22 protein-coding genes and 3 riboswitches are annotated in these 25733 nt (G+C 75.0%); of the genes, 8 read left to right on the forward strand and 14 right to left on the reverse strand.

What is annotated here, in order from left to right; all coding sequences use genetic code 11:
• Positions 1-83: 83 nt before the first annotated feature.
• Positions 84-229, reverse strand: a riboswitch (cobalamin riboswitch).
• An 85-nt stretch (positions 230-314) separates the two neighbouring features.
• Positions 315-390, forward strand: a riboswitch (cobalamin riboswitch).
• A 108-nt stretch (positions 391-498) separates the two neighbouring features.
• The gene (locus tag AB0D49_RS28130; protein ID WP_362762346.1) at positions 499-1926 is read left to right on the forward strand and encodes a hypothetical protein; all 1428 of its coding nucleotides are present in this window, start codon (positions 499-501) and stop codon (positions 1924-1926) included.
• A 50-nt stretch (positions 1927-1976) separates the two neighbouring features.
• Here AB0D49_RS28130 and AB0D49_RS28135 read toward each other — a convergent pair whose 3' ends face one another.
• The 5 genes from AB0D49_RS28135 to AB0D49_RS28155 form a co-directional block, all read right to left on the reverse strand.
• Positions 1977-2477, reverse strand: a complete 501-nt coding sequence (locus tag AB0D49_RS28135) for a DUF4430 domain-containing protein (RefSeq protein WP_362762348.1) — start codon at positions 2475-2477, stop codon at positions 1977-1979.
• Between the two features lie 98 nt (positions 2478-2575).
• A riboswitch (cobalamin riboswitch) is annotated at positions 2576-2695 on the reverse strand.
• 285 nt (positions 2696-2980) lie between these two features.
• Positions 2981-4210 carry an ABC transporter permease gene (locus AB0D49_RS28140; RefSeq protein WP_362762350.1) on the reverse strand — a complete coding sequence of 410 codons (1230 nt, stop codon included), beginning with the start codon at positions 4208-4210 and terminating at the stop codon, positions 2981-2983.
• Positions 4207-4905, reverse strand: a complete 699-nt coding sequence (locus AB0D49_RS28145) for an ABC transporter ATP-binding protein (RefSeq protein WP_362762352.1) — start codon at positions 4903-4905, stop codon at positions 4207-4209. The genes AB0D49_RS28140 and AB0D49_RS28145 overlap by 4 nt, the downstream gene beginning before the upstream one ends.
• Entirely contained in the window at positions 4902-5966 is a 1065-nt protein-coding gene (locus AB0D49_RS28150) for a peptidoglycan-binding domain-containing protein (protein WP_362762354.1), read from the reverse strand. The genes AB0D49_RS28145 and AB0D49_RS28150 overlap by 4 nt, the downstream gene beginning before the upstream one ends.
• Positions 5967-6605 carry a hypothetical protein gene (locus AB0D49_RS28155; protein WP_362762356.1) on the reverse strand — a complete coding sequence of 213 codons (639 nt, stop codon included), beginning with the start codon at positions 6603-6605 and terminating at the stop codon, positions 5967-5969.
• A gap of 134 nt (positions 6606-6739) precedes the next feature.
• Between AB0D49_RS28155 and AB0D49_RS28160 the strand changes: the two genes are divergently transcribed.
• Genes AB0D49_RS28160 through AB0D49_RS28175 form a run of 4 tightly spaced genes read left to right on the forward strand, consistent with a single transcriptional unit; the run spans position 6740 to position 10115 of the window.
• Positions 6740-7423, forward strand: a complete 684-nt coding sequence (locus AB0D49_RS28160; RefSeq protein WP_362762358.1) for a response regulator transcription factor — start codon at positions 6740-6742, stop codon at positions 7421-7423.
• Positions 7420-8886, forward strand: a complete 1467-nt coding sequence (locus tag AB0D49_RS28165; protein ID WP_362762360.1) for an ATP-binding protein — start codon at positions 7420-7422, stop codon at positions 8884-8886. Before AB0D49_RS28160 ends, AB0D49_RS28165 begins: the two co-directional genes overlap by 4 nt.
• Before the next feature lie 31 nt (positions 8887-8917).
• Positions 8918-9457 (forward strand): hypothetical protein, encoded by a 540-nt coding sequence (locus AB0D49_RS28170; RefSeq protein WP_362762362.1) that lies wholly within the window; start codon positions 8918-8920, stop codon positions 9455-9457.
• A 55-nt stretch (positions 9458-9512) separates the two neighbouring features.
• Positions 9513-10115, forward strand: a complete 603-nt coding sequence (locus tag AB0D49_RS28175; RefSeq protein WP_362762364.1) for a hypothetical protein — start codon at positions 9513-9515, stop codon at positions 10113-10115.
• 15 nt (positions 10116-10130) lie between these two features.
• Here AB0D49_RS28175 and AB0D49_RS28180 read toward each other — a convergent pair whose 3' ends face one another.
• Positions 10131-11276 carry a cytochrome P450 gene (locus tag AB0D49_RS28180; RefSeq protein ID WP_362762431.1) on the reverse strand — a complete coding sequence of 382 codons (1146 nt, stop codon included), beginning with the start codon at positions 11274-11276 and terminating at the stop codon, positions 10131-10133.
• Positions 11277-11529: 253 nt separating this feature from the next.
• The gene (locus AB0D49_RS28185) at positions 11530-12750 is read right to left on the reverse strand and encodes a hypothetical protein (protein ID WP_362762366.1); all 1221 of its coding nucleotides are present in this window, start codon (positions 12748-12750) and stop codon (positions 11530-11532) included.
• 239 nt (positions 12751-12989) lie between these two features.
• On the opposite strand from AB0D49_RS28185, the gene AB0D49_RS28190 reads away from it, so the two are divergent.
• Positions 12990-13376 (forward strand): hypothetical protein, encoded by a 387-nt coding sequence (locus AB0D49_RS28190; RefSeq protein WP_362762368.1) that lies wholly within the window; start codon positions 12990-12992, stop codon positions 13374-13376.
• Positions 13377-13448: 72 nt separating this feature from the next.
• Here AB0D49_RS28190 and AB0D49_RS28195 read toward each other — a convergent pair whose 3' ends face one another.
• The 4 genes from AB0D49_RS28195 to AB0D49_RS28210 all read right to left on the reverse strand — a co-directional run bounded on the left by AB0D49_RS28195 (position 13449) and on the right by AB0D49_RS28210 (position 16703).
• Positions 13449-14219 carry a M23 family metallopeptidase gene (locus AB0D49_RS28195; RefSeq protein ID WP_362762370.1) on the reverse strand — a complete coding sequence of 257 codons (771 nt, stop codon included), beginning with the start codon at positions 14217-14219 and terminating at the stop codon, positions 13449-13451.
• Between the two features lie 69 nt (positions 14220-14288).
• Positions 14289-15164: an NlpC/P60 family protein gene (locus AB0D49_RS28200; RefSeq protein ID WP_362762372.1), complete on the reverse strand. Its 876-nt coding sequence runs from the start codon at positions 15162-15164 to the stop codon at positions 14289-14291.
• Positions 15165-15269: 105 nt separating this feature from the next.
• Entirely contained in the window at positions 15270-15980 is a 711-nt protein-coding gene (locus AB0D49_RS28205; RefSeq protein WP_362762374.1) for an RNA polymerase sigma factor, read from the reverse strand.
• Positions 15981-16040: 60 nt separating this feature from the next.
• Entirely contained in the window at positions 16041-16703 is a 663-nt protein-coding gene (locus tag AB0D49_RS28210) for a M15 family metallopeptidase (protein WP_362762376.1), read from the reverse strand.
• Positions 16704-17071: 368 nt separating this feature from the next.
• On the opposite strand from AB0D49_RS28210, the gene AB0D49_RS28215 reads away from it, so the two are divergent.
• Together AB0D49_RS28215 and AB0D49_RS28220 are read left to right on the forward strand one after the other, a co-directional pair.
• Complete coding sequence (locus tag AB0D49_RS28215) at positions 17072-20308, forward strand: BTAD domain-containing putative transcriptional regulator (protein ID WP_362762378.1); 3237 nt, start codon at positions 17072-17074, stop codon at positions 20306-20308.
• 151 nt (positions 20309-20459) lie between these two features.
• On the forward strand, positions 20460-20882 hold the full coding sequence (locus tag AB0D49_RS28220) for a hypothetical protein (RefSeq protein ID WP_362762380.1): 423 nt from the start codon (positions 20460-20462) through the stop codon (positions 20880-20882).
• 44 nt (positions 20883-20926) lie between these two features.
• On the opposite strand, the gene AB0D49_RS28225 is transcribed toward AB0D49_RS28220, so the two are convergent.
• The 3 genes from AB0D49_RS28225 to AB0D49_RS28235 all read right to left on the reverse strand — a co-directional run bounded on the left by AB0D49_RS28225 (position 20927) and on the right by AB0D49_RS28235 (position 25689).
• Positions 20927-21991, reverse strand: coding sequence for a DUF917 domain-containing protein (locus AB0D49_RS28225; protein ID WP_362762382.1), 1065 nt, complete (start codon positions 21989-21991; stop codon positions 20927-20929).
• A complete protein-coding gene (locus AB0D49_RS28230) occupies positions 21984-23567 on the reverse strand; it encodes a hydantoinase/oxoprolinase family protein (RefSeq protein ID WP_362762384.1) in 1584 nt (527 codons plus the stop codon). The genes AB0D49_RS28225 and AB0D49_RS28230 overlap by 8 nt, the downstream gene beginning before the upstream one ends.
• Before the next feature lie 199 nt (positions 23568-23766).
• Positions 23767-25689 carry a hypothetical protein gene (locus AB0D49_RS28235; RefSeq protein ID WP_362762386.1) on the reverse strand — a complete coding sequence of 641 codons (1923 nt, stop codon included), beginning with the start codon at positions 25687-25689 and terminating at the stop codon, positions 23767-23769.
• Between the last annotated feature and the right edge of the window lie 44 nt (positions 25690-25733).

Genomic DNA, 25733 nt, shown 5'->3' on the forward strand with positions numbered 1-25733 from the left:
CCCGGACGTGGGTCGAGGGCCCTCGCGGTACAGGCCGGGCCCGCGCGAGAAGCCGTCGCACCACGCCGTAGTCCACGACGGCGTCTGTTGCTCGATCACGCCCCAGGTGCTCCGGCTCGCCCGGCGCGGCCGGACCTACGGTTGCGGGTCAGCGCCGGAATCCGACCGGCTTCCCCTGGAACTCTTTGCGTATCGACCGGATTTGAGCACGGTTCGCACAGGGCGTCAAGACGCGGCAGAAACCACCCTGCCGGGTGATTTTGGCCCTATGGCGACCGGCACCCCCGTCAGGTACCGTCCCGCACTGCCGAGTGGGGGAACCCGGTGCGAATCCGGGGCTGACGCGCAGCGGTGTGGAACGGCGGGAGGCCGGTCCGAGCCCGAATGCCCACCCCGGCGCCCTTTTCCGGCAGCCCGTTCACGCGTCCAGGACGGCGGCCCCCGCCTCGGCCGTCCGGCCGCGGCGAGGCCGGCGTCCCCTGATCCCTGGAGCACGCCATGGCCCCGCGCCTCGCTCACCGCCGTACCGCACTGCGCCGGCTCACCCTCACCTCCGCCGCCGCCCTCGGCGCCTTCGCCCTCACCACCCTGCCCGCCGCCGCGACCGCCACCCCCGCCCAGATCGCCACCTCCAAGACCAACGGGGTCGCCTACCTCGACAGCCTCCAGGCGGCCGACGGCTCCTACGCCGGGTCGGGGCTGTCCAACGAGTGGGCGTTCAGCGCGTTCGCCGCGGCCGGTACCGCCGCCGTGGACGTCGTACCGGGCACCGACACCAGCAAGAACGCCAGAACCGTCTACCGCAATCTGCTGGCCACCAGCGGCTGGCCGTCCGCCTCCCCGGTCGTCACCGACTACGAGCGCGGCACCCTCAACGCGTACGCCGCCGGGATCGACCCGGCCCGCGTCTCGGCCTCCCGCAACCTGATCGCCGACATCTACCGCTACTGGCAGACCGCCGAACCCGGCTACTTCGGCCCGTCGGCCAACTTCAACGGCACGGTGTTCGCCGCGCTCGCCCTGAACGGCGCCCGCACCCAGGCCGGGCAGATCCGCGTCCCCCAGTCCCTGCGGGACGCCATGGTCACCCGTATCCGGGCCAACCAGCACAACGACGGCGGCTGGAACTTCAGCAAGGCCGAGGGCAACCCGACCCAGCTCGCCGCCGCCAGCGACATCGACATGACCGGCGCCGCGATGGCCGCGCTGTGCGTGTCCGGCGTCCCCAACACCGACCCCGACATCACCCAGGCCAAGGCGTTCCTGAAGAGCAAGCTGGTGTCGAACAGCGGGGCCTTCCTCGCCATGTTCGGGGCGAACACCGACTCCAACGGCTGGGCGGTGTCCGGCCTTAACGCCTGCGGCATCAACCCGCAGACCGGTGACTTCCTCACGCCGATGGGCAAGACACCGGTGGACTTCCTGATCGCCCAGCAGTTCAACCCGGGCGGCGGCTTCAAGTACCTGCCCAGCGACACCGCCCCGTCCGCCTATGCCTCCATCGACGGGCTGCGCGCGGTCGCGGGCGGCGGCTTCACCTCCGCCCCGCCGCTGCCGACGACGGTGGGCGCCCCGCAGTGGGTGGGTCAGTCCACCTTCACCTCCGGCACCGCCACCAAGCTGGCGCTGACGGTCGACGACGGCAGCGGCACCCTCAAGGTCTGCTCGGTCGCGATCACCCCGACCGGTACGACCACCACCCTCGGCGCGGTCCTGGACGCCGCGGCCTCCGCCGCGACCCCGGCGGGCTGTGTCACCTCGGTCACCCCGGCCTCCGGCACCGGCACGGTCACCGCGCTCAACGGCAAGGCCAACAGCGGCTCCAGCACCTGGAAGGTCAGCACCGACGGAGCGGCGTTCACCGCGGCGACCCGGGGCGCCACGGTGAACGTGGGCGACACCCTCGCCCTGCGCTGGGGCGTCTGAGAGGCGCGGGCCGGGGACGCGGTGACGTCCCCGGCCCGCACCGCCGCGCTCTAGAACGTGGTCCAGGTGAAGGCGACCTTGTCCCCCGCGTTCAGCTTGAACTGGCAGCCGCCCACCGGGGTCGGGGTGCCGTTGACGGAGATGTTCCAGTAGGCGACCCCGCCGCCGGTGACGTCCTTGATGGACTCCACGAAGAAGTCCTCGAACGACGGGTACCAGGTGCCGTCCCACGTGAAGTGGTGCTTGCGGGCCGCGTCGTCGAGCGCCGCGGTCGGCGTGGGCACGGCGCTCGGGTGGGCGCCGCCGTTGGTGCCGTCGCATCTGTGGGTACCGCCGGTGGCGGTGGTCACCTCATGCCCCTTGGTCTTGACCTTCCCCTTGAACAGCAGCCCGTCCGGGCCCTGCACGGTCAGGGACACCTTGACCGGGGCGTTGGTGTTGGTGGCGGTGCCCGCGTGGGCGACGGCCGGGGCCGAGGAGAGGGCGAGCCCGAGGGCGGACGCGGCGACGAGGGTCCGGTAGGACCGGGAGACGGTGGATGTGCGGCGCATGGCTGTGCCTTCCTGGTGCGGCGGACCGCCCGCGCGACGGAAGGCACCGGCCACGACGGGTCGGCGCTCCCGGCTTCACGCTGCGGACCATGACAGTGGAAGCGGTATGTCACGCACGCCGGGTGTTCCGACTCACGGCCGCCGTGGGGCCGTTCACGGTTGCAGGCCAGCGCCGGACTTCCACCGGCTTCCCCCGCACGTGCGCCTCTTCGGTTGTGGCGCCCGGCCGCTGGGGACCGGACCCGGTGATGCTACCGGCGCGGGACGGCCGCGGTCAGGGGAACTCCGGGACGGCGGTCGGGAGGACGGGCGGGGGAGGGGGGACCGGGGCGGGGAGGGCGGACCCCGCCGGGGGGAGGGGGACCCTGATATCGCCAGCCCTGACACCACCGCCCCGCCGAAGCCGAGCCGAAGCCGCTGCCGATACCGCGCCTCCGCCGAAGCCGCCGCCCCCGCCGAGAGCGCCCCGCCGAAGCCGCCGCCCCGACCGCCCGCCCCGCCGCTCACGTCCCGTTCAGTGCCACCGTCGGATGCAGCCGTGACGCCCGCACCGCCGGATACAGGCCCGCGAGTGCCCCGATGCACAGCGTCGCGGCGAGCCCGCCCACCGGCGCCCACACCGGCACCACCGGCCGCCAGCCCTGCGCCAGCGCGAACCCCCAGGTGGCGGCCGTGCCCAGCACCGCGCCCGCCGCCCCGCCCAGCGCCGACAGCAGCAGCGACTCCATCAGGAACTGCACCCGCACCGCGCCCCGGGTGGCACCGAGCGCCCGGCGCAGCCCGATCTCCTGACGCCGCTCCAGCACCGAGATCACCATCGTGTTGGCGATCCCGACCCCGCCGACCAGCAGCGCCACCGCGCCGAGCCCCAGCATCAGCGCCGTCAGCCCCCGGTCCGTGGCCGCCTTCGCGGCGAGCGCGTCCGACGGCCGGGACACCTTGATGTACCCCTCCGCCCCCGGGCTCACCGTGCGCGCCAGCACCGCCCGCACCTCGTCGACCGTGGCGTCCGGCGACCGCTCGAACACCATCGAGGGCCGCCCGTCGAACCCGAAGTACCGCTCCGCCGCCGGGAACCCGACCAGCGCCACCCGGTCCAGGTTCGGCACCAGCTCCACCGGCTCCAGGATGCCGACGACCACCATCTGCTCGTCGTCCATCACGATCGTCTCGCCCGGCGCGGTCACCCCGAGCCGTTCGGCGGCCAGCGCGCCGAGCACCGTCACCGGCAGCCGCTCACTGGCCCGGTCCAGCCAGACGCCCCGCGCCACCTCCGCGTTCAGCGCGGTCAGCAGATCGGTGCGGGCCGCCTGCGCGGTCACCCCCGCCGTCCGCTCCTCGGGCACCACGGCGCTGCGCCGGATACGGGCGTCCACCTGACCGGTCGCGGTGGCGTGCTCGACCGGACCGATCCGCTCCACCATCGCCACCGCCGACTTCGGCAGCCGCACCTCCCGCGCCCCCGTGTCCGGGATGACCTCCGCGGTCAGCAGATTGGTGCCGAGCCGGTCCAGGCGGGCCATCAGATCCGCCTTGCTGGACTGCGACAGCCCCACCACCGCGACCATCGTGGCGATCCCCAGCGCGATGCCCAGCGCCGACAGCACCACCCGGGTCCGCCGGGACCGCAGCCCCACCGCGCCCAGCCGCAGCACATCGGCCGGGAGCAGCCGGGACGGCACGGGCGGGCGCGGTCGCCCGGTGAGCGGCCGGGTCCGCCGCACGCTCCTCACCGGACCTCCCCGCGCGAGTCGGCGACGATCTCCCCGTCCCTGACCTGGACACGGCGGGGCAGCGACCGGGCGATCCCCGGATCATGCGTGATCACACAGACCGTGGTCCCGGCCGTGTTCAGCTCCCGCAGCAGCCGCATCACGGTCTGCCCGGACGCGCTGTCCAGCGCCCCCGTCGGCTCGTCCGCCAGCAGCAGTTCCGGCTCCCCGACCAGCGCCCGCGCGATGGCCACCCGCTGGCGCTCACCGCCCGACAACTCGGCGGGCCGATGCCCGAGCCGGTGCCCGAGACCGACCCGCTCCAGCGCGGCACGGGCCCGCGTCCGCCGCTCCCGGCGCGGCACGCCCGCGTACAGCAGCCCGTCCGCCACGTTGTCGACGGCGCCGACGCCCGCCACGAGATGGAAGTGCTGGAAGACGAACCCGATGTGCCGGGCGCGCAGCGCCGACAACTGGGCGTCGCCCAGCGCGCCGACCTCGTGCCCGGCGACCCGGACCGTGCCCGACGTGGGCCGGTCCAGGGTGCCGATCACCTGGAGCAGCGTGGACTTGCCGGAGCCCGACGGTCCCACGATGGCGAGGAGTTCACCGTCCCCGACGGTCAGGCTCACCCCGCGCAGGGCGTGCACCCCGCCCGGGTACGCCTTCGTCACCTCGGACAGCTCCACCACGGGAGCCGGGACGGACGCCGTCATGAGCGGGCCACCCCGACCTTCGTGCCCGCCGCGATCCCGGCACCGCTCACCTCGATCAGCCCGTCCGCCGTCATGCCGGCGGTCACCCGCACCATCCTCGATGTGCTCCCCTCCACCACCTGGAGGCCGTAGCCGCCGTTGGTGCCGCGCAGCGCCACGATCGCCTCCACCGGCACCACCAGCACATCCTCCCGGCGCTCACTGACGAACCGGACACTCGCGCTCACCCCGGTGTCCTCGCCCCGGGCCGCCGCCGCCCCGCCGTCGAGGACGATCTCCACGGTGATGACGTCCTGCCCCACCGGCTCCGCCCCGTCCTCCGGGCGGGCCGTCCCGCCGACCTTCCCGGCCGCCTTCTTCCCGCTGGGCAGGGTCACCTCCACCCGGGTGCCGGGCGCGGCGAGCGCCCCGTCCGCCTGGTCCAGCTCCGCCCGCACCACCGGCCGGGTCGACGCCACGGTCAGGACGGCCGCATCCGGGCCGACCTGGTCGGCGAGCGCCGCGTCCGCGCGCACCACGGTGACCTCCTCCGGCTGGAACACCACGTCCCCCCGGCCCACCCGGCCGCTCGGCGTCCGGTTCAGATCCTCCTGCCAGCGCTTCACCGCCGCCGCGGTGGCCGCGTCGTAGCGCGGATCGACGTACAGGCCCGCGCCATAGCCGAGCGCGACGAGATTGCGCTCCAGTTGCAGCACATCGCTGCCCCGGTCACCCGGCTTCATCTCGCGGAACGCCGGGACTGGACCGTAGAGCAGGGTCACCGGCTTGTCGTCCAGCTCGTACAGGGCCTGTCCCTGGCGGACGGTGGCGCCCTCCTCGGCGGCCACCGTCACCGTCCCCTCGACCGGTGCCTTCACCGGGCGGCGCTGCGCGAAGTCGATCCGCCCGTCCACCGTCTTCGCCTGCTCCAGATCGGTCCGGGCGACCGCGACCGTGTCCGGCGGCAGCGCGCTCGCCGCGCCCCCGCCGTCGTCGCCGCGCCCGCCGTAGGCGACCGCGCCCGCGACGGTCGCGGCGACGGCCACCGCCGCACCGCCGATCAACAGAACCTTGCGTGCCATCTACTGCATCCCGTCCAGACCTTCGAGCAGCTTGTCCTTGCAGGCCCGGCGGGCCTCCTTGTACGCCGGTGAGTCCTGGTCGAACGCCGGGTCGGCGGGGTTGGGGTCGCCGCCGGGCATGACCCCGCCGCCGGACATGGTGGGGTTGGTGAACCGGGACACCCCGTTGTCCCGCATGCACTTGGCGTGCGCCAGCATCGACTCGAAGTCCCGCTGCGGATCGCGCGGCGGCTCCAGGGCCATCGCCGCGGACAGCTCGGGGAAGCACACGGCGTCCTTGCCGCCCTTGTACTCCTCGCCCCCGCCGTTCGGGTCGACGACCTCGTCGATCTTCGCCCAGTCGAGATAGCCGCTCAGCCGGGGATCGGGGAAGTCTTCCACCCCGCCCTTGGTGCGCATGCACTCGACGTAGGTCATCTGCGCGTCGTAGAACGCGCCCTTGCCGGTGTCGGCCGAGCCCGCGGGCGCCGAGGGGTCCGGCGCTGCGGGCGCCGACTCCCCGGCGACCGAGGCGACCGGCTCGTCCGCCGCGCTATCGCCGCCCCCGCCGCACGCGGCGAGCAGGACGAGCAACGGCACCGCGCACGCCCCGGCGAACCGGCGCCGGGAACGGGCGGAGAAGGTGTGGTGACTGATCATGCCGACCACCGTCGGCCCCGCACATGGTGACCCGTCCATCGCCGCATGATGAACACGTAACAAAGCGCCGCCGTCGCCCCCCGGCCCCCCACCACCGCTCTGAGCAGCGCAAACCGTCACGCATAATCGACGCCATGCCCCATGTGCTGCTGATCGAGGATGACGTCTCCGTGCGCGACGGCATGGAACTGGTGCTGCGCCGCCACGGCTACGAGGTCCGTACCGCCGCCACCGGCGAGGCCGGTCTCGCGCTGCTCGCCGACCCCACCACCGTGGAGATCGCCGTGCTCGATCTGATGCTCCCCGGCATCGACGGCTTCGAGGTGTGCCGCAGACTGCGGGCCGCCGGTTCCACCGTCCCGGTCATCATGCTCACCGCCCGCGGCGACGACACCGACATCGTGCGCGGCCTGGAGGCGGGCGCCGACGACTATGTCGTCAAACCCGTCACCGCGCCCGTCCTGGAGGCCCGGATCCGCGCCGCCCTGCGCCGCGCCGAACCCACCCGGGACGCACCGGGCGAGCAGCACGCCGGACTCGTCATCGACCGCGCCGGGCTCACCGTCACCAAGCGCGGCACCTCGCTCGCCCTGCCCCCGACCGAACTGCGGGTCCTGCTGGAGATGTCCGCCGCCCCCGGCCGGGTCTTCACCCGCGAACAGCTCCTGCGCTCGGTCTGGGACCACGGCTTCCTCGGCGACTCCCGCCTCGTCGACGCGGCGGTCGGCAGACTCCGCGCCAAGATCGAGGACATACCCGCCAAGCCCCGCTACATCCAGACCGTGCGGGGCTTCGGCTACCGGTTCGGACCGGTGTGAGGCGCCGCGAGAGGGCCGGGACGCGGCGCGGCGGCCTGGGCGGGCTGCGCGTGCGGCTCGTGGTGGTGTTCGTCCTGGTCGCCGCCGTCAGCGCGGTCACCGCGACCGCCCTCGCCTACCGCGAGTCCCGTACCGCCGTCCTCCAGCGCAAGCAGGACGCCGTCCGCGACGACTTCCGCCACCGGCTCGAACAGGCCGCCGCCGACTTCGACATCCCGCCCGACGAGATCTCCCTCACCCGCCTCGCCACCGGCCTCGCGGACGGACTCGGCAAGGGCGCCGTCGTCGTCGCCGAGTACCGCTCCCTGACCGCCGCCTCCGACGCCCGCGCCGACCCCGGCCGGATCAGCCCCGCCCTGCGCGCCGCGGTCCGCACCGAGAACCGGCTCAGCTTCCAGCGCGTCCAGTGGCGCGGCGACCCCTACCTGGTGCTCGGCACCCCCGTCACCTTCGACACCGGCGCCCCCTCCGGCCTCGACGTCTACGCCATCACCTCGCTGGACGCCGAACGCGACGCCACCGCCGGACTCCTCGACGCCGTCCGCGACGGCCTCGTCCCCGTCCTGCTGCTCGCCGTCGTCCTCGCCCTGCTCGCCGCCCGGACCGTGCTGCGCCCCGTACGGGAGCTGGGCCGCGCCACCCGGCAGCACGCGGCCGGTGACCTCGCCACCCGCGCCCACGTCCGCGGCAACGACGAACTCGCCCTGCTGGCCGCCGACTTCAACGACACCGCCGACGCCCTCGAACGGTCCGTCGGGGAACTCCGCGACCAGGAGGCGCGCGCCCGGCGCTTCGTCGCCGACGTCTCCCACGAACTGCGCACCCCGCTCGCCGCGCTGACCATGGTCGTCACCGTCCTCGACGAGGAGGCCGCGCGGCTCCCCGGGGACGCCGCCCGCGCCGCCCGCACGGTCAGCGCCGAGACCGCCCGGCTCACCCGGCTCGTCGACGACCTGATGGAGATGTCCCGCTTCGACTCCGGCGCCGCCCGCCTCCACCTCGCGGACACCGACCTCGCCGAAGCCGTCCGCGCCACCCTCTCGCTGCGCGGCTGGACCGACCGGGTCCGCACCGACCTGCCCGACGGCGTCCGCGCCCCGGTGGACCGGGTCCGGATCGACGTCACCGTCGCCAACCTGGTCGGCAACGCCCTGCGGCACGGCGCCGACCCGGTGACCGTCACCCTCACCGGCGACCGGGACCGCGACCTGATCACCGTCACCGTCACCGACGAGGGCCCCGGTCTGCCGCCCGACACCCTCGCCCAGGTCTTCGACCGCTTCTACAAGGCCGACAGCGCCCGCACCCGCTCCGAGGGCAGCGGACTGGGCACCGCCATCGCCCTGGAGAACGCCCGGCTGCACGGCGGCACCGTCGAGGCCGCGAACCGCCCCGGCGGCGGCGCGATCTTCACCCTCCACCTGCCTTGGCACCGACCCACCACCGAGGAGCCCACCCGATGATCCGGCCCCGCCGCGCCGAGGAGGCCGCCTGATGATCCGGCCCCGCCCCGCCCTGGCGGCCCTGATCGGCGCCCTCGCCCTCACCGCCTGCGGCGTACCGCCCACCGGCGTACCGCCCACCGGGGTCCTCGACGGCGGCGACCCCGCCGGGGGGCTCACCAAGGGACTGCGCCTCTACTTCGTCTCCCATTCCGGGCGCCTGGAAGCGGTCTCCCGTCCCGGCATCCGCGTGCCCGACGCCGAGAACCTCATCAACATCGTCAAGTACCTCGCGGACCTCACCGACGCGGAACGCGCCTCCGGACTCACCTCCCTGGTGGAGGACGCCGGTGTCCAGGAGGTGACCGCCGGGGACGGGACCGTCACCGTCGACATCGCGGAGCGGTACTGGGACCCGTCCTCCCGCCGGGACCGCAACATGACCGGCCAGCTCGTGTGCAGCATGGCCCGCGCCCGCGCCCTGGCCGACCCCACCGGCGCCACCCGCACCGACGACATCCGGGTCACCGTGCGCCCGGAGAACCAGCCGGGCCGCGAACACGTCTGCTCCGACTTCCTCGGGACGCAGTGAACCCCGTCCCCGCGTACCCTCCGAACCACCACCACGGCACGGACGGGAGCAGGCGATGCTGTTCACCCGGGAAGCACTGGAGAAGATCGCGTCCGGCGAGACCGACCTCGCCTTCCGCCGCTGGCGCAGCCCCGCCGTACGCCCCGGCACCCGGCTGCGCACCGCCGTCGGACTGGTCGAGATCACGGCCGTCGAACCGCTGGACCCCGCCGAGGTGACGGACCGGGACGCCCACCGGGCCGGCTATCCCGACCGGGCCGCGCTGCTCGCCAGCCAGCGCGCGGGCGACGACCGGCGCCTGTACCGGGTCGCCCTGCGGCCCGCCGGTCCCGACCCGCGCACCGCGCTGCGCGAGGACACCGGCGGCCTCACCCCGGCCCGGCTCGCCGAGATCGTCGCCGACCTGGACGGTATCGACGCCCGCAGCACCCGCGGCCCCTGGACCCGGACCGTGCTCCGCCTGATCCACGACCATCCCGCGACCCGGGCCGCCGACCTCGCCGCCCGGGTCCACCGCGACACCCTCCCCTTCAAGGCGGACGTCCGCCGCCTCAAGGAACGCGGGCTGACCGAGAGCCTGGAGACCGGCTACCGGCTCTCACCGCGCGGCGAACGGGTCTGGCGCCATCTCAGGGAACAGGACGGCGGGCCGGGCTGACCAGATGGTGTCCCCTCAGCCCGTCCCGCCGTCCACCTCCACCACACAGTGCCGCAGCTCATAGCTGCCGATGCCGTCGATGTAGCCGATCGCCGGAGGGCTCGCCATCCGCACACCCGGGACCCCGAACAGCCGGGTCAGGAACACATCCGTCTCCAGCAGCGCGATATGCAGCCCCGGGCACTTGTGCGGGCCGTCGCCGAAGGCCAGCCCCGGCGCTCCCGCCCCGTCCCGCATGGCCCGGCCCGGCCGTACACAGCGCGGCCGGGACCCCACGGTCCGCTCGTCGACATTGGTGTGGTCGACGAGGATGTCGATCCGGTCCCCGGCCGGGACCGTCACCCCGGGCAGCTCCAGCGGCTCGGTCGTCCGGCGGCTCAGCCGCCCCACCACCGGCTCCAGCCGCAGGATCTCGCCGAGCACCGCCAGCCGGTCCGGTTCGTCCGCCGCCCGGTAGTGCGCCAGCAGATCCGGCTCCGAGAACAGATGCCAGGCCGCCGCGCTGATGAACTCACGGGTGGTCACCATGCCCGCTGCCGCGAACGTGAGGCACTCGCCCAGGATCTCCGTGGACGAGCAGCCGTCGTCCAGGAGATGGGAGATCAGATCGTCCCGGCGCTCCCGCCGCCGGGCGCGGACGGCCGGGCGCACATCGCCGACGTACACCCGCAGCCAGTTGGCGTTCTGCCGCAGCGTCCAGTAGATGCCGTGCCAGCTGGTCAGCCCCGGCGTGCCGAACCGCTCCGGGAAGAACCGCTCCAGGCGCTCCTTGATGCCGGGGCGGCTCTCCGTCAGCCCGATGACCGCGCACGCCACCTCGATGGCCAGGTCGAAGCTCAGCTCGGACAGCCGGGCCCGGCCGTCGGCCAGCAACCGGTCGACCTGGGCCTGCGCGACCCGGACCATGGTGTCGCGGTAGTGCTCGTCGACCCGGCGCGGGATGAAGAACCGGGCCGTCTGGCGCCGGTGCTCCCGGTGTTCGGGGCCGTCCCGGTACAGGACCGGGCGCCTGATGTGCGACGGCAGCTTCGCCACCATCTCGATCCCCAGCCCGGCCTGCACGGTCGCGGTGCTGCGCAGCACGGCACGCGCCTCGTCGTAGCCGCGCACCTCCCAGATCCCGTCCGTGCCGCGCGCGACCGGACACTCCGCCGACGGCAGTCCCCGCTCGATCCGGCGGAACCCGAACCCCCTGTCCTCCCCGGCCTCGTCCGCCCCGGTCCTGACCGACTCGCCCTCCTCGCCGCCCACGAGCGGCACCTCCCTCACCTCGGTGGGCCGTGCTCCGGGGTTCTTTCCCGCCCCGGCGGGACGGGAAGCGGCGCCCGGGGGGCGCACGGGGAACCGGCCACCGGGCACCGGCACCCCTGGCGCCCCGCCGGGCACCGGGCCCGGCGGAGGGACCCTCAGCGGCTCAGCACTCCGGCACCCCCGGCACCTGGTTCTGCGGCACGCTCAGATAGATGTTGGTCATGTAGCCCCCGTACTGCGGCAGATACGCCCACCAGTCATTGGTGTACGGCGGGACGCTCACCTGCTGGCCGCGCCGCTGGCAGCCGACCAGGACCTCCGCCCCGGCGGGCAGGGTGGTCAGCGCGCCGGACGTGGTGGTCGTCCCGGACCGCACCCGCACCCCGCTGCCCCAGGTGCCGACCCAGGTGCCCGAAGGGCGGGTGGCGCCGGGCACGTTCAGGGACCGGGTCAGCCGCCCGACGTCGGTGTACGCCCGGCCGTAGGCGGTGCCCGCGGGGTGCAGGGTGAGGACGGCGACGATGGTCCGGTCGCCCGTGCCGACCACGCCCGTGGTGTGCAGCGCGGGACGGGCCAGGTCGACGTCCGCGGCGGCGGTCGTGGACGGCTGCCCGGACGCGCCGGGTTCCTCCGACGTCCCGCGCTCTGCGGCCCCGGTGGGCTCTCCGGACGTGGCGGGTGACTGGGTCGCCGCCGCCGCTGCCGTGCCGCAGCCGCCCGAACTGAACCCCGACCAGCCCTGCTTGACCGCCCACGGCCGCTCGAACGCGCCCGGGATGCCGAAGTGCTGGTCGTAGCCGTCGGTGGCGCAGCGGGTCGAGCCGCGCAGATCGCCCATCAGATAGTCGCGGACCGCCGCCGGGGCGGTGTCCAGGATGTACCGGTAGATCGTCACCGTGTCACGCGCGGACAGCGCGGTGTAGCCCCAGTAGCCGGGGTGGGTGGCCGGGGGCCGGGCGGTGTCGGTGAGGCCGAGCCGGGTCACCATCCGGTCGACGATCGCGCCGCCGCCGTTGTTCGCCCAGAACGTGCTGGCCGCCGCGTCGTCGCTGCCGCGCAGCATGGCGTCGACCCGGGCCCGGTCGGCGGCCGGGAGGGCGTCCGGGGTGCGGTTCCAGAGCAGGTCCAGGGCGATCAGCAGCTTCACCACCGACGCCGACCGGAACTGCCCGGCGGAGTTGAGCTGTTCGGTGAAGGTCCCGGTCCGCCGGTCGAACACGGCGACCCCCGCCGTCACCCCGGCCGGGACCTCCGCCCGCGCGGACCGCGCCGATCCGGCGGCGGGGGAGTCGCCGGTGGGGGTGGCGGTGCCGGAGGCGGTGGTGGTGGCGCAGACGAGCGCCGCGAGGGCGGCGGCGCCCACGCTCAGCATCTTCATCTTCATGGTCGTCCTCGGGTCGTGGGGGAGGTGCGGTCGGCGGTACCTCCCCAGGACGGCCGCGCCCGGCCCGCCGTATGAGGCCCTCGTCCCGGTGATCCCGCGCGGCACGGACCTCTCATACGAGCGCCGCGCCCCGCCCGTCCCCCGGGTGCGGAGCGTGTGCCGCCATGCGCGGCGCACGCGTCCCGCACACCGTCCGCCGCCGCCCGGTCCCGGGCCGGCCCTCCAGGGAGCGACCCCACATGGCATCCACCACGTTCCGCCGCGCCGTCACTGTCCTGGCCGTCGGCGCAGCCGCCGTCACGGCCACCCTCACCGCCCCCGCGCACGCGGGTGTGCGGGGCTTCTACGTCTCGCTCCAGACCCAGAGCAACGTCCGTCCGGCGCCCAGCACCCAGAACACCCCCGTCCTCAACACCGGCCCGACCAGGGACCGGTACTACCTCGACGGTGTCTGCTACGTCCATGGCCAGCGGGTGACCGCCGGGGGCTACACGACCGACGTCTGGTACCGGGGCACCGTCCATGACTCCGTCATCGGCTCCGGCGGCCCGTACCGCAACGTGTGGGTGTGGGGCGGCAATGTCAACATCGGCCAGGACCCCTCGGACTCGGTGGGCATCTGCTGAGCCGGCCATACACAGACACGCCCTGGGGCCGGACGGCATCGCGTCCGGCCCCAGGGGCGGTTCAGGAACCGGTCAGCACTCCCGCACACCGGGCAGCCACGCCGCCGGGTGGTCGATGTAGATGTTGCTGACATAGCCGCCCAGGCCCGGGATGTACGCCCAGGCGTCGTTGGTGTAGCCCTCGGCGGTCACCACGTCACCGCGCTTCTGGCACTCCACGAAGACCGGCGTGGGCCCGGTCAGCGTCCGTACCACCGCCGCGTTCAGCCGGGCGTCGGCGCGGACCCGTACCGAGGTGCCCCAGGTGGTGAAGTTGGTGCCGGGTGTGCCACTGCCCGGGGTACAGGGCAGACCCACCCCGCGCTCCGCGAGATACGGCTTGGGGTCCATGCCCCGGGTGCTGGACGTGGAGCTGTGCGCCTCGAAGTGCAGATGGGGACCGGAGGAGTCGCCCTCCGAACCCATCCGGGCGATCAACTGCCCGCTGCTCACCCGCTGGTTCACCGAGACGAGCCGCTCGTACATGTGCCCGTACTCGGTGACCGTGCCGTCGTCGTGGCGGATGCGGATCCACTGGCCGTAGCCGCTGGCGGGACCGGACACGATGACCGTGCCGGGGCCGGTCGAGTAGATGGGCGTGCCCCGGTTGTTGGCGATGTCGACGCCGTCGTGACCGGAGTGCCACCACTGGGTGACCGTCCCGGCCGCCGGACACGAGCCGGCGTACCCGGCGGGCGCCGCCGGGGCGGCCTGGGCGGCACCGGAGGTGAGCGGGACGAGGGCGGTCGCGGCCACGGTGGCGGCGAGCAGCCCGAGGGACAGGGAACGGTTGGCTGAGCGCATGACGATTTCTCCTCCGTACGGAAAAGGGCAGGGAAGTGACGGGCGGGGAAGGGGACGGTGGGATGCCGGTCAGCAGGCCGGGACGCCGGGCAGCCAGGCCGCCGGGTCGTCGATGTAGATGTTGGAGATCCAGGCGCGGTACGCCGGGAGGTAGGACCAGGCGTCGTTGCTGTAGCCCTCGGCCCGCACCAGCTCACCGCGGGCCTGGCACTGCACATCCACCGCGGTCGGCCCGGTCAGCCGCCCGGTCACCGGTTCCCGGGTGTGCGGCTGGGGCCGCAGCCCCACGCCGGTGCCCCAGGTCATGAACCGCTTGGTCCCGGCGGGCGGCTGCGCGCCCCCGGTGATCCGCAGGGCGCCCGCGTACTGCGCGGTGAGCCGTACGTCGCTGACCATCACCAGCGTTCCCGACTCCCGGGCCTCGACCATCCTGCCGCCGCCGAGATAGAGGGCGATGTGGTGGACGCTGCCGAGGTCCGCCGGGTTCGACCCCCACAGCAGCAGATCGCCCGGCTGGAGCGGGCCGAGGCCCTGGTCGCGGGTGAAGCGGGCGGTGGCGCCGCTCCAGCGGGCCTGGTTCCAGGAGCCCTCGGGCAGCGAGATCCCGGCGCCCTGCCAGGCCGCGTACTGCATCAGATGCGAGCAGTCGAAGCCCTTCACCTGGCTGTCATGGGCGCCGGGACCGCCGCCCGGATAGTCCTGGCCGTACGTCGGCCCGTGGATCGAGCCGCCGCCCCAGGAGTAGGGCACGCCGAGCTGTGAGCAGGCGGCGGCGACGATGGCCCGCGCCTGCTCGGAGGCGTCGGTGAGCGGACGGCAGTCGGCGGTGGCCGCCGCCGGGACGGCGGCCGGAGCGGCGGTCGCCGTCCCGGTCGCCGTACAGGTCAGCGCGGCGGCGAGCAGCAGCCCTGAGGCCACCGCCGTCGTGCGGGTGGTGCGGCGCATTACGGGTTCCCCCTGAAGTGGTCCATGTGCGGAACGGTTGACGCCACGGGGCTGGGTGGCCGGAGCGGCGCGGTCACCCGGGACGGTCGGTCGGTCCGGTCCGGGTCACCGCGCGGGCCGCCCGGCCCGGTCGGTCCCTGCCGTCGGGCCGGGCTCCTCGCCCTGCGCGGGGGAGACGGACGGGACGCCCGGTTCGTATGCGTCGAGCACGGCCCGGATCTTGGCGAGGCCGCGCATCCGGTTGCGCTGGACCGTGCCCCGGTGCGCGCCGAGCCGCTCGGCCGCCGCGTCGTGCGTGAGTCCCTCGATGTCGACCAGGATCACCGCCGCCGCCTCCTTCGCGGACAGCCCGCGCAGCAGCCCGGTGGCCACCGTCTCCGCCTCCCGGCGGGCGAAGCCCCCGTCCCAGCCGCGGTCGGGCAGCCGGTCGGTGCAGTGCTCCTGGCGCGAGGGGTGGCGCCACAGGTCCCGCAGCAGGTTCAGCGCCGCCGCACAGGTGTAGGCGTACGGCTGGTGCTGCCGTACCAGGGTGTGTGAGCGGGCCCGGCGCGACAGCCGCAGATAGGTCTCCTGGACGAGGTCGTCGGCGTCGTGCGGATCGCCGGTCAGCGCCAGCAGCCGGCGCCGCAGCCGGGGCATCACGGCGGTGAACGCCTCGTCGAACTCGGCGGCGGTCATCCGGTCGGCGGGCCCGGCCGCCGGGTCGGTGCCGCCGCCGGGCGGGGTCGGCGCGGTGGGCGCCGCGAGGGGCGGTGCGGTCAAGGGTGTCGTGGGCGACGACGTGGTCATGGTCGCCGCGATACAGGTGCTCTCCATGGTGGTTCCCCCGGTCGGTGTCCGTGTCGGACGGTGCCGGGCCCGCGCGGGCCCGGAGTACTACGGGTGGTGGCCCGGTTCGACGGGTCCGTAGCGGGCCGCGGGCGCCGCGGTCGTCAGCGCCCAGTACCGGTCGCCGTACGACCAGTGCCACCACTCGGTCGGATAGTTGACGAACCCCGCCGCGGTCATCGCCCGGCCCAGGACCGTCCGGTTCGCGCGGGCCTCGGCGTCCAGACCGGGCGCGGCGGTGCGGCAGCGGCCCCCGCTCTCCTCCGGTGTGGCGTTCACCTCGGTGCCCAGCGGGAGTTCGGCGCCGTCGGCGGTGCACAGCGTCAGATCCACGGCACCGCCGCTGACATGCGGGGCGACCTCCGGCGGTGAGATGTACGCGCTGGCCAGCTCGCGTATCCGGGCGGGTCCGGCGGCCGGGTGCGCGGCGCGCAAGGTGGCCGCGTAGGAGTCGAAGTAGCGCCGCTGGAGCGCGGGCGGCCGGAACCCCTCCACCAGCAGCAGCCGGACACCGTCGGGCAGCGCGTCCTGGGCGAGCAGCAGCCGGCGCAGCACATCGGCCCGCACCCGCGCGTACGCGCCGTCGTCGTCCGCCTGGCGCCCGTCGACCCGCAGCGCCGCGCACTCCCGTACGTCGACCAGGGGTTCACCGGTGTCGGCGACCGCGATCGCGGCGACCCGGGGGTCCGAGAGCAGGATGAGATCCGTCACCCGACCAGCGTGGCGGGCCGCTCTGCAAGAACGCTGCAGAAGTGCTGCAAGGCGGCGGGACCCGGGGGCGGCGGATGAGTGCGGGCGCTCGCGGCCTCTCCGGAGTACGGGGAATTGCGGGCGGGACTTTCCGGCCGAATGGCCCGCGCGCTCATACGGAGTGGCGTTCCCCGCCGTCCCCCGATGGAAATCGGACAGTCTCCTTTTCGAATCGGGAGGAATTCACACCGGAAAACCAGTGTCTTTCGGCCATGTGCCGCCCTGACCGCGCCGCCACCGGAAAACCGGCGACGCGGTGCTCCGCATGTCTGTCGGTACCGGCCGGTATGTTTTCCCCGACGTTCGGGAACGTGAAATCGGGGGACACGATGGACGTTCGCTTGCTGGGGCCGGTCGAGGTATGGAGCGGCGGTCATCGGATTCCGCTCAGCGGTGCGAAACCGACCGCCCTCTTCGCCGCACTCGTCGTCCATCTCGGAGATGTGCTCTCCGCCGGACGGCTGGTCGATCTCGTCTGGGAGGAGGAACCGCCCGCCACCGCACGGGCACTGGTCGCCTCCCACATCTCCGGACTGCGCCGCGCGCTGGCCGGCTGGGAGGGCGCCGACGCCGTCCGCACCCGCTCCCCGGGATATGTCGCCGAGTTCCCGCCCGCCGCCGTGGACGCCCGCCGCTTCGCCGAGCACTGCGCCGCCGGACGCGCCGCCGCCCGCGAGGGCCGCGCCGAGGAGGCCGTCGACACCCTGCACCGCGCGCTGCGCCTGTGGCACGGCCAGGACGCCCTGGAAGGACTCGGCCAGAGCTTCGCCCGCGTGGAGGCCCTCCGACTGACCGAACTCCGCCTGGAGGCACAGGAGTTCCGCTTCGCCGCCGAACTCGCCCTCGACCGGCGTACCGACCTGGTCGCCGAACTGGTCGCCCATGTCGCCGCGCACCCGCTGCGCGAACGCCCGCGCGGCCAGCTGATGACCGCCCTGTTCCGCACCGGCCGCGCCGCCGACGCCCTGCGCTGCTACGAGGAGGGCCGCCGCCTGCTGCGCACCGGACTCGGCGTCGACCCCGGCCCCGAACTGCGCGCCCTGCACCACGCCGTGCTCCGCGCCGACCCCGCCCTCCTCGGCGCCCCGCCCCGCCGCACACCACGCCCCGCCGCACCGGAACCGCCCGCCGCCCGGCCGGAACCCCCGGCGCCCGCCCGGCCCCCCGTCCCCTCCCAACTCCCGCCGGATGTCGCCGACTTCATAGGGCGCACCGAACAGATCACCTGGGCCACCGCCCTCCTCGAACAGGTCCGCGACCCCCGCCGCACCGCCCCGCCCGTCGGAGTGATCACCGGCCGCTCCGGCACCGGCAAGACCGCCCTCGCCGTCCATGTCGGCCACCGCACCGCCGCCCTCTTCCCCGACGGACAGCTCTTCGTCGACCTGCGCGCCGCCGACTCCGAGCCGGTGCGCACCGCGGACGCCCTGGCCCGGCTGCTGCGCGCGCTCGGCATCGACCCCGACACCCCGGCCCACGACGAGGAGGACCTCCTCGGCCTGTACCGCACGAGCATCGCCCGCCGCCGGATACTGCTCATCCTCGACAACGCCGTCAGCGAGGCCCTGCTGCGTCCGCTGCTGCCGCCCGGCGGCGGCTCCGCCGTCCTGGTCACCGGCCGCCGCCGACTCGTCGCCCTGGAGGGCGCCGCCCATCTCGATCTCGGTGTGCCGTCCGAGTCCGAGGCCCTCGACCTGCTCGCCCGGGTCGCCGGACCGACCCGCCCCAGCCTCGAACGGGACCGCGCCGCCGAGATCGTCACCCTGTGCGGCAGGCTCCCCCTCGCGGTCCGCATCGCCGGAGCCCGGCTCGCCGCCCGCCCGCACTGGACCCCCGCCCGGCTCGCCGCCCGCCTCGGCGACGAACGCCGCCGCCTCGACGAACTCCAGGCCGGTGACCTGGAGGTCCGCGCCAGCCTCGGACTCGGCTACGCCGACCTCGACGCGCAGGAACAGCGTGCCCTGCGCCGACTGGCGCTGATGGACCTGCCCGACTTCGCGGCCTGGGTCGCCGGACCGCTGCTCGACATCCCCGAGCACGCGGCGGAGGACGCCGTCGAACGCCTGGTGGACTGCCACTTCGTGGAGGTCGTCCGCACCGACGAGACCGGCCGCACCCGCTACCGCATCCACGACCTGGCCCGCGAACACGCCCGCGAGCACTGCCTCGCCGACGACCCTCCCGCCGAACGGGAGTCCGCGGTACGGCGGCTGGTCGCCCGCTGGCTCACCATGGCACACGACGCGGCGGCCCGCGGCCCCGGCGGCGCGTCCCGCCTCCTGCCGTCCGGCACGGACACGCCGACCCGGAGCGCCGACGCGGACGCGGGCACGGACGGGGACGACGCCGGAGCCGGGGGAGGGCCGAGCGCCGGACTCGGGGGCGTGCTGAGCGCCGTACCCGTCACGGCCGTACCCACCACGGCCCTACCCGCCACGGTCGAACTAGCCCCCGCACCCCCCGCCACCGGACTGGACGGAACCGAGGAACCCGCCGCCTGGTTCGCCGCCGAACACCGCTGCTTGCTCGCCGCCGTCCTGCACTGCGCCGAACACGGCATGGCCGGAGCCGCGCGGGAACTCGCCGCAGCCCTCATGGCGGCGTCCGCCGCGCTCTACAACCAGTTCGACGCCTGGTCCCGCTCCCACCACGCCGCCCTGGACGCCGCCCGGCGCGGCGGGGACGTCGAGGGCGAGGCATGGCTGCTGCACGGCCTGGGCCAACTCCGCCTGGAACAGGACCGGTTCGACGACGCCTACGCCTTCTTCGCCACCGCCCTGACCCGTTTCGAGGAGCGGGACGTGCCGCGCGGCCGGGCGCGGGCGCTGGCCGGGATGGGCGCCGCCCGCCGTGAACAGGCCCGCTTCGCCGAGGCGCTGACCCTGCTCGGCGCGGCACTGGAGCACCTTCGCGAACCGGCGGACCGGGCGTCGATGGCCCACGCGCACTACGGCATCGGCTGTGTCCACCGCGACCAGGGCCGCTTCACCGAGGCATGGGACGCGCTGAGCGAGGCGCACCGGCAGTACGCCGCCGCCGGTGACCGGCACGGTGAGGCGCTCGCCCTGCGCGCGCTGGGCCTGGTCCACCGGGCGCGTGGCGACCTCCCGGCCGCCCGGATCCTGCTGGGCGAGTCCCTCGCCCTGTTCGACGCCACCGGCGACGCGTTCGGCGTCATGTACGCCAGCCAGTCCCTCGCCAAGGTGGAGTTCCGCCAGGGCCTCATGGACCGCGCCCGGCAGCGCCTGGACCGCTGCCTGGAGATCACCCGGGAACGTCAGGACCTGTTCGGCGAGGCCCTCGTCCTGCGCACCCTCGGCGAGTGGCGGCTCGCGGCGGCGGACCCCGAGGGCGCCACCGTCACCCTGCGGGAGTCCCTCGCCCTGTGGGAGCGGCTCGCGCTGCCCCTGTGGCGGGCCCGCACCCTGCGTGACCTGGCCCGCGCCGCCCTCGCCGGAGGCGACCGCGCCCGGGGCGACCGCCTCGCCGCCGAGGCCCACCGCGTCTTTACCCACCTCGACAGCCGCGAGGCCCACGAACCCCTGGAGACCGCGCGACCGGGCTGACGTCCCGCGACGGTCATACGAACCCGCCCCTCCCGGCGTCGCACCGACGACCGGCGCGGGGTCATACGAATACGTCCCTCCCCGCGTCGCACCCACGACCGGCGCGGCACCCGCCGCCCGCGACCACCCCAGGGAGAGGACCCCCCACCCCATGTCCACCCTCACGAAGACCGCCCGCCCCCTGCGTCTGCTGGCCGCGCTGCTGACCGCCGCCGCCGCGCTGCTGATCGCCGTCGCCCAGCCGGCCGCCGCGCATCCGCCGAGCGGCTCGGTCCACATCTGGGCCAGCGACGTACGGGTCCGCACCTGCCAGAGCACCACCTGCGACCTCGCCACCACCGAACGCCTCACCCGGGTCACGGTGAAGGCGTACTGCCAGGTCGACGCGGGTCCGTCCGGCCGGGTCACCGACGGCTCCTACACCAACACCTACTGGGTCCAGGTCATCACCCCGGGCCGCACCCTGGGCTGGATCTCGGCGGTCTATGTCAGCGGCGGCGCCAACAACGGCCCCGTCCCCGGCGCCCCCGTGGACAGCCCGTCCGACCCCACGATCGACTGCGAGTACCTCTGACCCTCCGGCCGGCTCCCGGTGTCCCGCACGGCCCGGGAGCCGCCTCACACCGGCACATACACATGGTCGTAGCCGAAGTACGCCGGACCGGCCAGGGCGAGACCCTCCGGGGTACGCCAGCGCTCGTCACAGGGCGCGCCGACCACGCTCACCCGCATCCCGTAGCGCAGCGCCTCGGTGGTGACCGGGGCGCCGCTGTCGGTGTCCAGGACACAGATCAGGTCGGGGACGCTGACCACGACCCCGCCGTCCCGCCGGGCCACCAGGTGCTCGTTCTGGAACGCCAGCTCCATCCCGTGCCCCGCGTGGTCGCCGAGACCGTCGAGCAGCGCCTCGCCCCGGGCGAACCCGCCCTCCGTACGCCGCCGTACATCCGTCACCTTCCCCGTGAAGACCAACCGCCCGGAGAGGATGTCCGCCGCCGCCCGGACCGGGTCGGTGTGCGCGTCGGTGGCCTGGCGGATCGCCCGGCCGAGCCGCTCGCACAGGGTCATCGTGCCCCGCACCAGATGGTCCTTGACCTGACGCCCGGTCAGTACGTAGAGGCTGATGCCCGCGCTGCACCCCATCTCCACCGTCACCGTCCGGGCCAGCCGCTCCGCCCAGCCGTTGTCCACGGCCCGCAGGCCCAGTGTGTTGCCGCGCTCGTCGGCGAGCGCCATCGGCGAGGCGGCGACCCCGCCCAGCGTCGGCAGCAGCATCTGCAACTCGGGGAACGCCCGTCCCATGCCGTCGGCGTCGATCAGCGGCAGCCCCAGCTCCGCCGCCGCGGCGACGGGGATCATCGAGTTCAGCCCGCCCGCCTCGATGGACACCGTGTGGGTGGCGCGGCGGCCGATGAGTTCCTCCACCATGCGCAGCGCGCGGGTCGTCTCCGTCCCCGAAGGGACCTTCTCCACCAGTACGGTCGGCGCGCCCATGAACGCCGTCGGCACCACCACCGCGTCGTCGGGCACCTCGTCCACCGCGACCAGGCGCACCGGCCCGTGCCGTCGCACCGCCTCCTCGGCGAGCAGCCGCCCCACGTACGGGTCGCCCCCGCCGCCGGTGCCGAGCACCGCGGCACCGCGCGCCATGTCCGGCAGTTCCCGGCCGCTGATCTCACGCATCGCCGTCTCCGCTCCGTCCGCGCCCCGCCCCGTCAAGCCCCAGTTCGCCGACCGCCTTGACCCGGACACGGGTCGCGTTGCCCGGGAGGTAGGCGAGGGGGACCTCCTCGACGTCGACGATCTCGACCGACCCGGGCCGGGCGCCCGCGGCGACCGCCCGGTCCACGGCCTCCTGCCGGGCCTCGTCCAGGGCCGCCTCCCGCCGCCGCCCGTCGTCCACCCGGAACACCCGGTCGACCTCCCCGCCGACCTGGGCGATGGCCGCGCCGATCGCGTTGGCCATGGCGAAGTGCTCGGGCCGCAGCACCCGCGAGGCGCCCGGCAGGTCGTCCGGCACCAGGATGCTGCCGCCGCCGACCGCGACCACCGGCACCGGCCGCGCCGACACCCGCATCCGGTCCACCAGCTCCGCCAGCCGCTCCCCGATCCGCGCGAGACCGTCCCCGACCAGCGTCCGGCTCAACCCGCCGACCAGGGACGCGTCCCCGATGTCGGCCCGCCCGGCGGCGACCGCGAGATCCGTGGCCGTGAGCTGGTCGCCGCCGAAGACCAGCGCCCGTTCGGTGAGCCGGTAGCCGACGCTCGCCGGTCCGGTCGTGCGGCCGTCACCGGAGACATGGCTGCCGCCGCCGATCGCCACCGACAGCACATCGGGCATCCGGAAGTTGGTCCGCACCCCCGCCACACTGACCTCCGCCGACGCCTCACGGGGGAAGCCCTCCCGGAGCACGCCCACATCGGTGGTGGTGCCGCCGACGTCGACCACCGCGCAGGACAGCGCGCCGGACAGGAACGCCGCGCCCCGCATCGAGTTGGTGGGACCGGACGCGAACGTGGCCACCGGATGGCGGCGGGCGTACTCGATGTCCATCAGCGTGCCGTCGTTCTGGCTCAGGAACACCGGGGCGGTGATGCCCGCCTCGGCGACCGTCCGGGCCAGCCCGCCCGTCACCGTGTCCGCGACATCGGACAGCGCCGCGTTGATGACGGTCGCGTTCTCCCGGCCCAGCAGCCCCATCCGGCCGATCTCGTGGGACAGGCTCACCGGCGCGCCGGGCACCTGCTCGGCGATGATCCGCGCCGCCCGCAGCTCGAACTCGGCGTTCACCGGCGAGAACACCGACGACAGCGCGAACGACCGCGCCCCGGCGGCCACCGCCCGCTCCAGCACCGCCCGGAACTCGGCCTCGTCGAACGGCTCGATCTCCCGGCCGTCGTACTCGTGCCCGCCGTGACAGAGATGGCTGTGCCCGCCGACCGCCGAGCGCAGCGGCTCGGGCCAGTCCACCAGCGGCGGCAGCGCGCGGGTCGCCGGGAGCGCGAACCGGATCGCGGCGGTCGGCGTCAGCCGGTCGCCCTCCACCAGCGCGTTGATGAAATGGGTCGTCCCGATCATCACGGCGGCCACCTCCGCCGGATCGAACCCGGTGTCACCGCGCAGCCCGGCCAGCGCGGTGACGATCCCTCCGGTCACCTCGGCCGTGGTGGCGGTCTTGACGGCACCCGCCACCCGGCCGTCCCGGATCAGCACGGCGTCGGTGTGCGTACCGCCGACGTCGATCCCGATGCTGAGCATGGCCGCCTCCTCCTTCCGTATCCCGCCCGGACCCGCCCGGACCCGCCCGGACCCGCCCGGACCCGCCCGGACCCGCCCGGACCCGCCCGGACCCGCCCGGACCCGCCCGGACCACCGGCCGTCCGGCCCGCGCGGACGCCTCCACCGGGCAGCATGCACAGCCGGAACCGACCCGGGCGCCCCCGACACACCTCCGGGCTCAGGAGCCGCCCGGATCGGTCACGGGCGCCAGCTCCTCCCCGCCGTTCAGCCGCGCCCGGACCCGGACCTCCGCGCCCGCGTCCGCCCGCTGCGCCAGCGTGCGGCCCTCGCCGTCGGCGCTCACCTCCCCGGTGACCTCGATCCGGGTGACCTCACGGCTCCCCGCGGCCAGCAGATACGAGGTGCCCGAGCCGGGCGCCCGCCAGGTCGTGGCGGCCACCACATGCTGCCCGAACCGCCCGCACGCCGCCGTCGGCCCGGCCCGCCCCACCACCCGCGCCGGATCCCCGCTCCCCCCGGCGGGCGCCCTGAACTCCACCGCGACCTCGCCCGCACCGCTCCACATGGACGCCCGGCGACAGGACCACACCGCCCGCCCCGCGTCCTCCGGCAGCTCCTGCTCCGCGAAGTCCCACTCGTTCACCGCCCGCACCCCCCGCCCCCGCAGCTCCGCCAGCCGGCAGGCGCCGCGCGCCCATCCGGCCAGCGCCTGCGCGCCGACCGCCTCCCGCGGCTGACGGGCCGGGGCACCGGACGACGGCGGCGGGGTGTAGCCGAGATGGACGGGGCTCGGATCACCGAGGTCGGTGACGAGGAACGCGTGCCGCTCCACGATCCGTTCGGAGGACCGCAGCCACAGCACGGGCCAGCCCTCGCAGCTCCCGCCGCCGGGCGGCACCGGCACGGGCGCCGTCAGCCCGTCCTCGACCGCCAGCGGCCGGGTCCGCGTGTCCGGCCGCAGCAGATCCCGGGTACCGGACTCGGCGATCCACGGCGCCAGCAGATACCGCGCCGTGTCCGGCCGCCGGACCAGCGCCACCGCCGCCGCGGTCGTCACATCGGCGTCGTCGGCCCGCGCGAAGTCCAGCGCGGCCACCCCGTCCCGCTCGCCGTAGCGCACCAGCCGCTGAGCGTCGTGGAACAGCACGACCGTCTCCCCGTCGACCTCGCCCGCGTACAGCAGTTGCGGCGCCGGACCGGGCGCGCCCCTCGACGTGCCCGGAGTCGCGCCGACCCGCACCTCACGCGCCGGGTCCGCCCACACCGTCAGCGCCCGCCCCAGCAGCCGCCCGTCGGCCACCCGGCCGCCCCGCGCGGGCCACGCCGTGAAGTCGACCCGCCCGGTGTCGGCCCACACCTCGGACGCCACCCGTACCAGACGGTCCGCCGACTCGGCACCCGCCGGAGCCACCACCGTCACCGCCCCGGGCCCGCCGCCGCCCGGCACACCGGCCGCGACCAGCGTCCCGGCGGCGGCCACCAGCACAGCCGCGCCCAGCCCGGCCCACCGGACCCGGCGGCGCCTGCGCAGCAGATCCGTCGGCCGCAACTGCACCGTGCACGCGTCGAACTCCCGGGACCGCAGCAGCGCCTCGGCCCCGTCGCCCGCCCGCTCCTCCACCGCGTACGAGGCGCGCACCGCCTCCTCGGGCGCGCCGGCGCCTGCCTCCCGCAGCAGCCCCGCCACCTCGTCGTCGCCCAGCCCCTCCAGCCGGCGCAGCACGAACGCCGCCCGCCCCGCCGCCGGAACCCGCGCCATGGCCTGCGCCAGCGTCACCTCCTCCACCGAACCGGCCCGGGGAAACAGCCGCAGCCCCCACACCACCGGCAGCACCGGCCGCGGCCCCACCCGCCGACGCCGCTCGTAGGCCAGCGCCGCGCGCAGCACCCGTACCCGCAGCCAGAGCGCGGGCCGCGACGCGGGCACCCGGGCCGGGCCGCCCCGGGTCCGGGCGGGCAGCGCCCGCTGCACCAGACCGTGCGCCACCAGGACCCGGCGATGCCGGGTGAGCCGTGGCGGGAGGGTCAGATAGGCGAGGACGACGAGCCGCGTGTACTGCTCGACCAGCGCCGCCTCGGCCTCGTCGAGACCGATACGGGCGCGCTCACCGGATGCGGCGCTGTGACGGGAGGTGGACATCTCGGTACTGCCCCCAAGGGCTGAAGGTGATGGTCACGTCCCTA

The sequence above is a fragment of the Streptomyces sp. NPDC048290 genome (genome assembly GCF_040652095.1).
Lineage (GTDB): Bacteria > Actinomycetota > Actinomycetes > Streptomycetales > Streptomycetaceae > Streptomyces.

What these genes read in the sequence shown, in the direction of transcription:
- AB0D49_RS28130 (WP_362762346.1), top strand. Translation starts at nt 499, where the DNA reads ATGGCCCCGCGCCTCGCTCACCGCCGTACCGCACTGCGCCGGCTCACC.
- AB0D49_RS28135 (WP_362762348.1), bottom strand. Translation starts at nt 2,477, where the DNA reads ATGCGCCGCACATCCACCGTCTCCCGGTCCTACCGGACCCTCGTCGCC.
- AB0D49_RS28145 (WP_362762352.1), bottom strand. Translation starts at nt 4,905, where the DNA reads ATGACGGCGTCCGTCCCGGCTCCCGTGGTGGAGCTGTCCGAGGTGACG.
- AB0D49_RS28150 (WP_362762354.1), bottom strand. Translation starts at nt 5,966, where the DNA reads ATGGCACGCAAGGTTCTGTTGATCGGCGGTGCGGCGGTGGCCGTCGCC.
- AB0D49_RS28155 (WP_362762356.1), bottom strand. Translation starts at nt 6,605, where the DNA reads ATGATCAGTCACCACACCTTCTCCGCCCGTTCCCGGCGCCGGTTCGCC.
- AB0D49_RS28160 (WP_362762358.1), top strand. Translation starts at nt 6,740, where the DNA reads ATGCCCCATGTGCTGCTGATCGAGGATGACGTCTCCGTGCGCGACGGC.
- AB0D49_RS28170 (WP_362762362.1), top strand. Translation starts at nt 8,918, where the DNA reads ATGATCCGGCCCCGCCCCGCCCTGGCGGCCCTGATCGGCGCCCTCGCC.
- AB0D49_RS28175 (WP_362762364.1), top strand. Translation starts at nt 9,513, where the DNA reads ATGCTGTTCACCCGGGAAGCACTGGAGAAGATCGCGTCCGGCGAGACC.
- AB0D49_RS28185 (WP_362762366.1), bottom strand. Translation starts at nt 12,750, where the DNA reads ATGAAGATGAAGATGCTGAGCGTGGGCGCCGCCGCCCTCGCGGCGCTC.
- AB0D49_RS28190 (WP_362762368.1), top strand. Translation starts at nt 12,990, where the DNA reads ATGGCATCCACCACGTTCCGCCGCGCCGTCACTGTCCTGGCCGTCGGC.
- AB0D49_RS28195 (WP_362762370.1), bottom strand. Translation starts at nt 14,219, where the DNA reads ATGCGCTCAGCCAACCGTTCCCTGTCCCTCGGGCTGCTCGCCGCCACC.
- AB0D49_RS28200 (WP_362762372.1), bottom strand. Translation starts at nt 15,164, where the DNA reads ATGCGCCGCACCACCCGCACGACGGCGGTGGCCTCAGGGCTGCTGCTC.
- AB0D49_RS28205 (WP_362762374.1), bottom strand. Translation starts at nt 15,980, where the DNA reads ATGGAGAGCACCTGTATCGCGGCGACCATGACCACGTCGTCGCCCACG.
- AB0D49_RS28215 (WP_362762378.1), top strand. Translation starts at nt 17,072, where the DNA reads ATGGACGTTCGCTTGCTGGGGCCGGTCGAGGTATGGAGCGGCGGTCAT.
- AB0D49_RS28220 (WP_362762380.1), top strand. Translation starts at nt 20,460, where the DNA reads ATGTCCACCCTCACGAAGACCGCCCGCCCCCTGCGTCTGCTGGCCGCG.
- AB0D49_RS28225 (WP_362762382.1), bottom strand. Translation starts at nt 21,991, where the DNA reads ATGCGTGAGATCAGCGGCCGGGAACTGCCGGACATGGCGCGCGGTGCC.
- AB0D49_RS28230 (WP_362762384.1), bottom strand. Translation starts at nt 23,567, where the DNA reads ATGCTCAGCATCGGGATCGACGTCGGCGGTACGCACACCGACGCCGTG.
- AB0D49_RS28235 (WP_362762386.1), bottom strand. Translation starts at nt 25,689, where the DNA reads ATGTCCACCTCCCGTCACAGCGCCGCATCCGGTGAGCGCGCCCGTATC.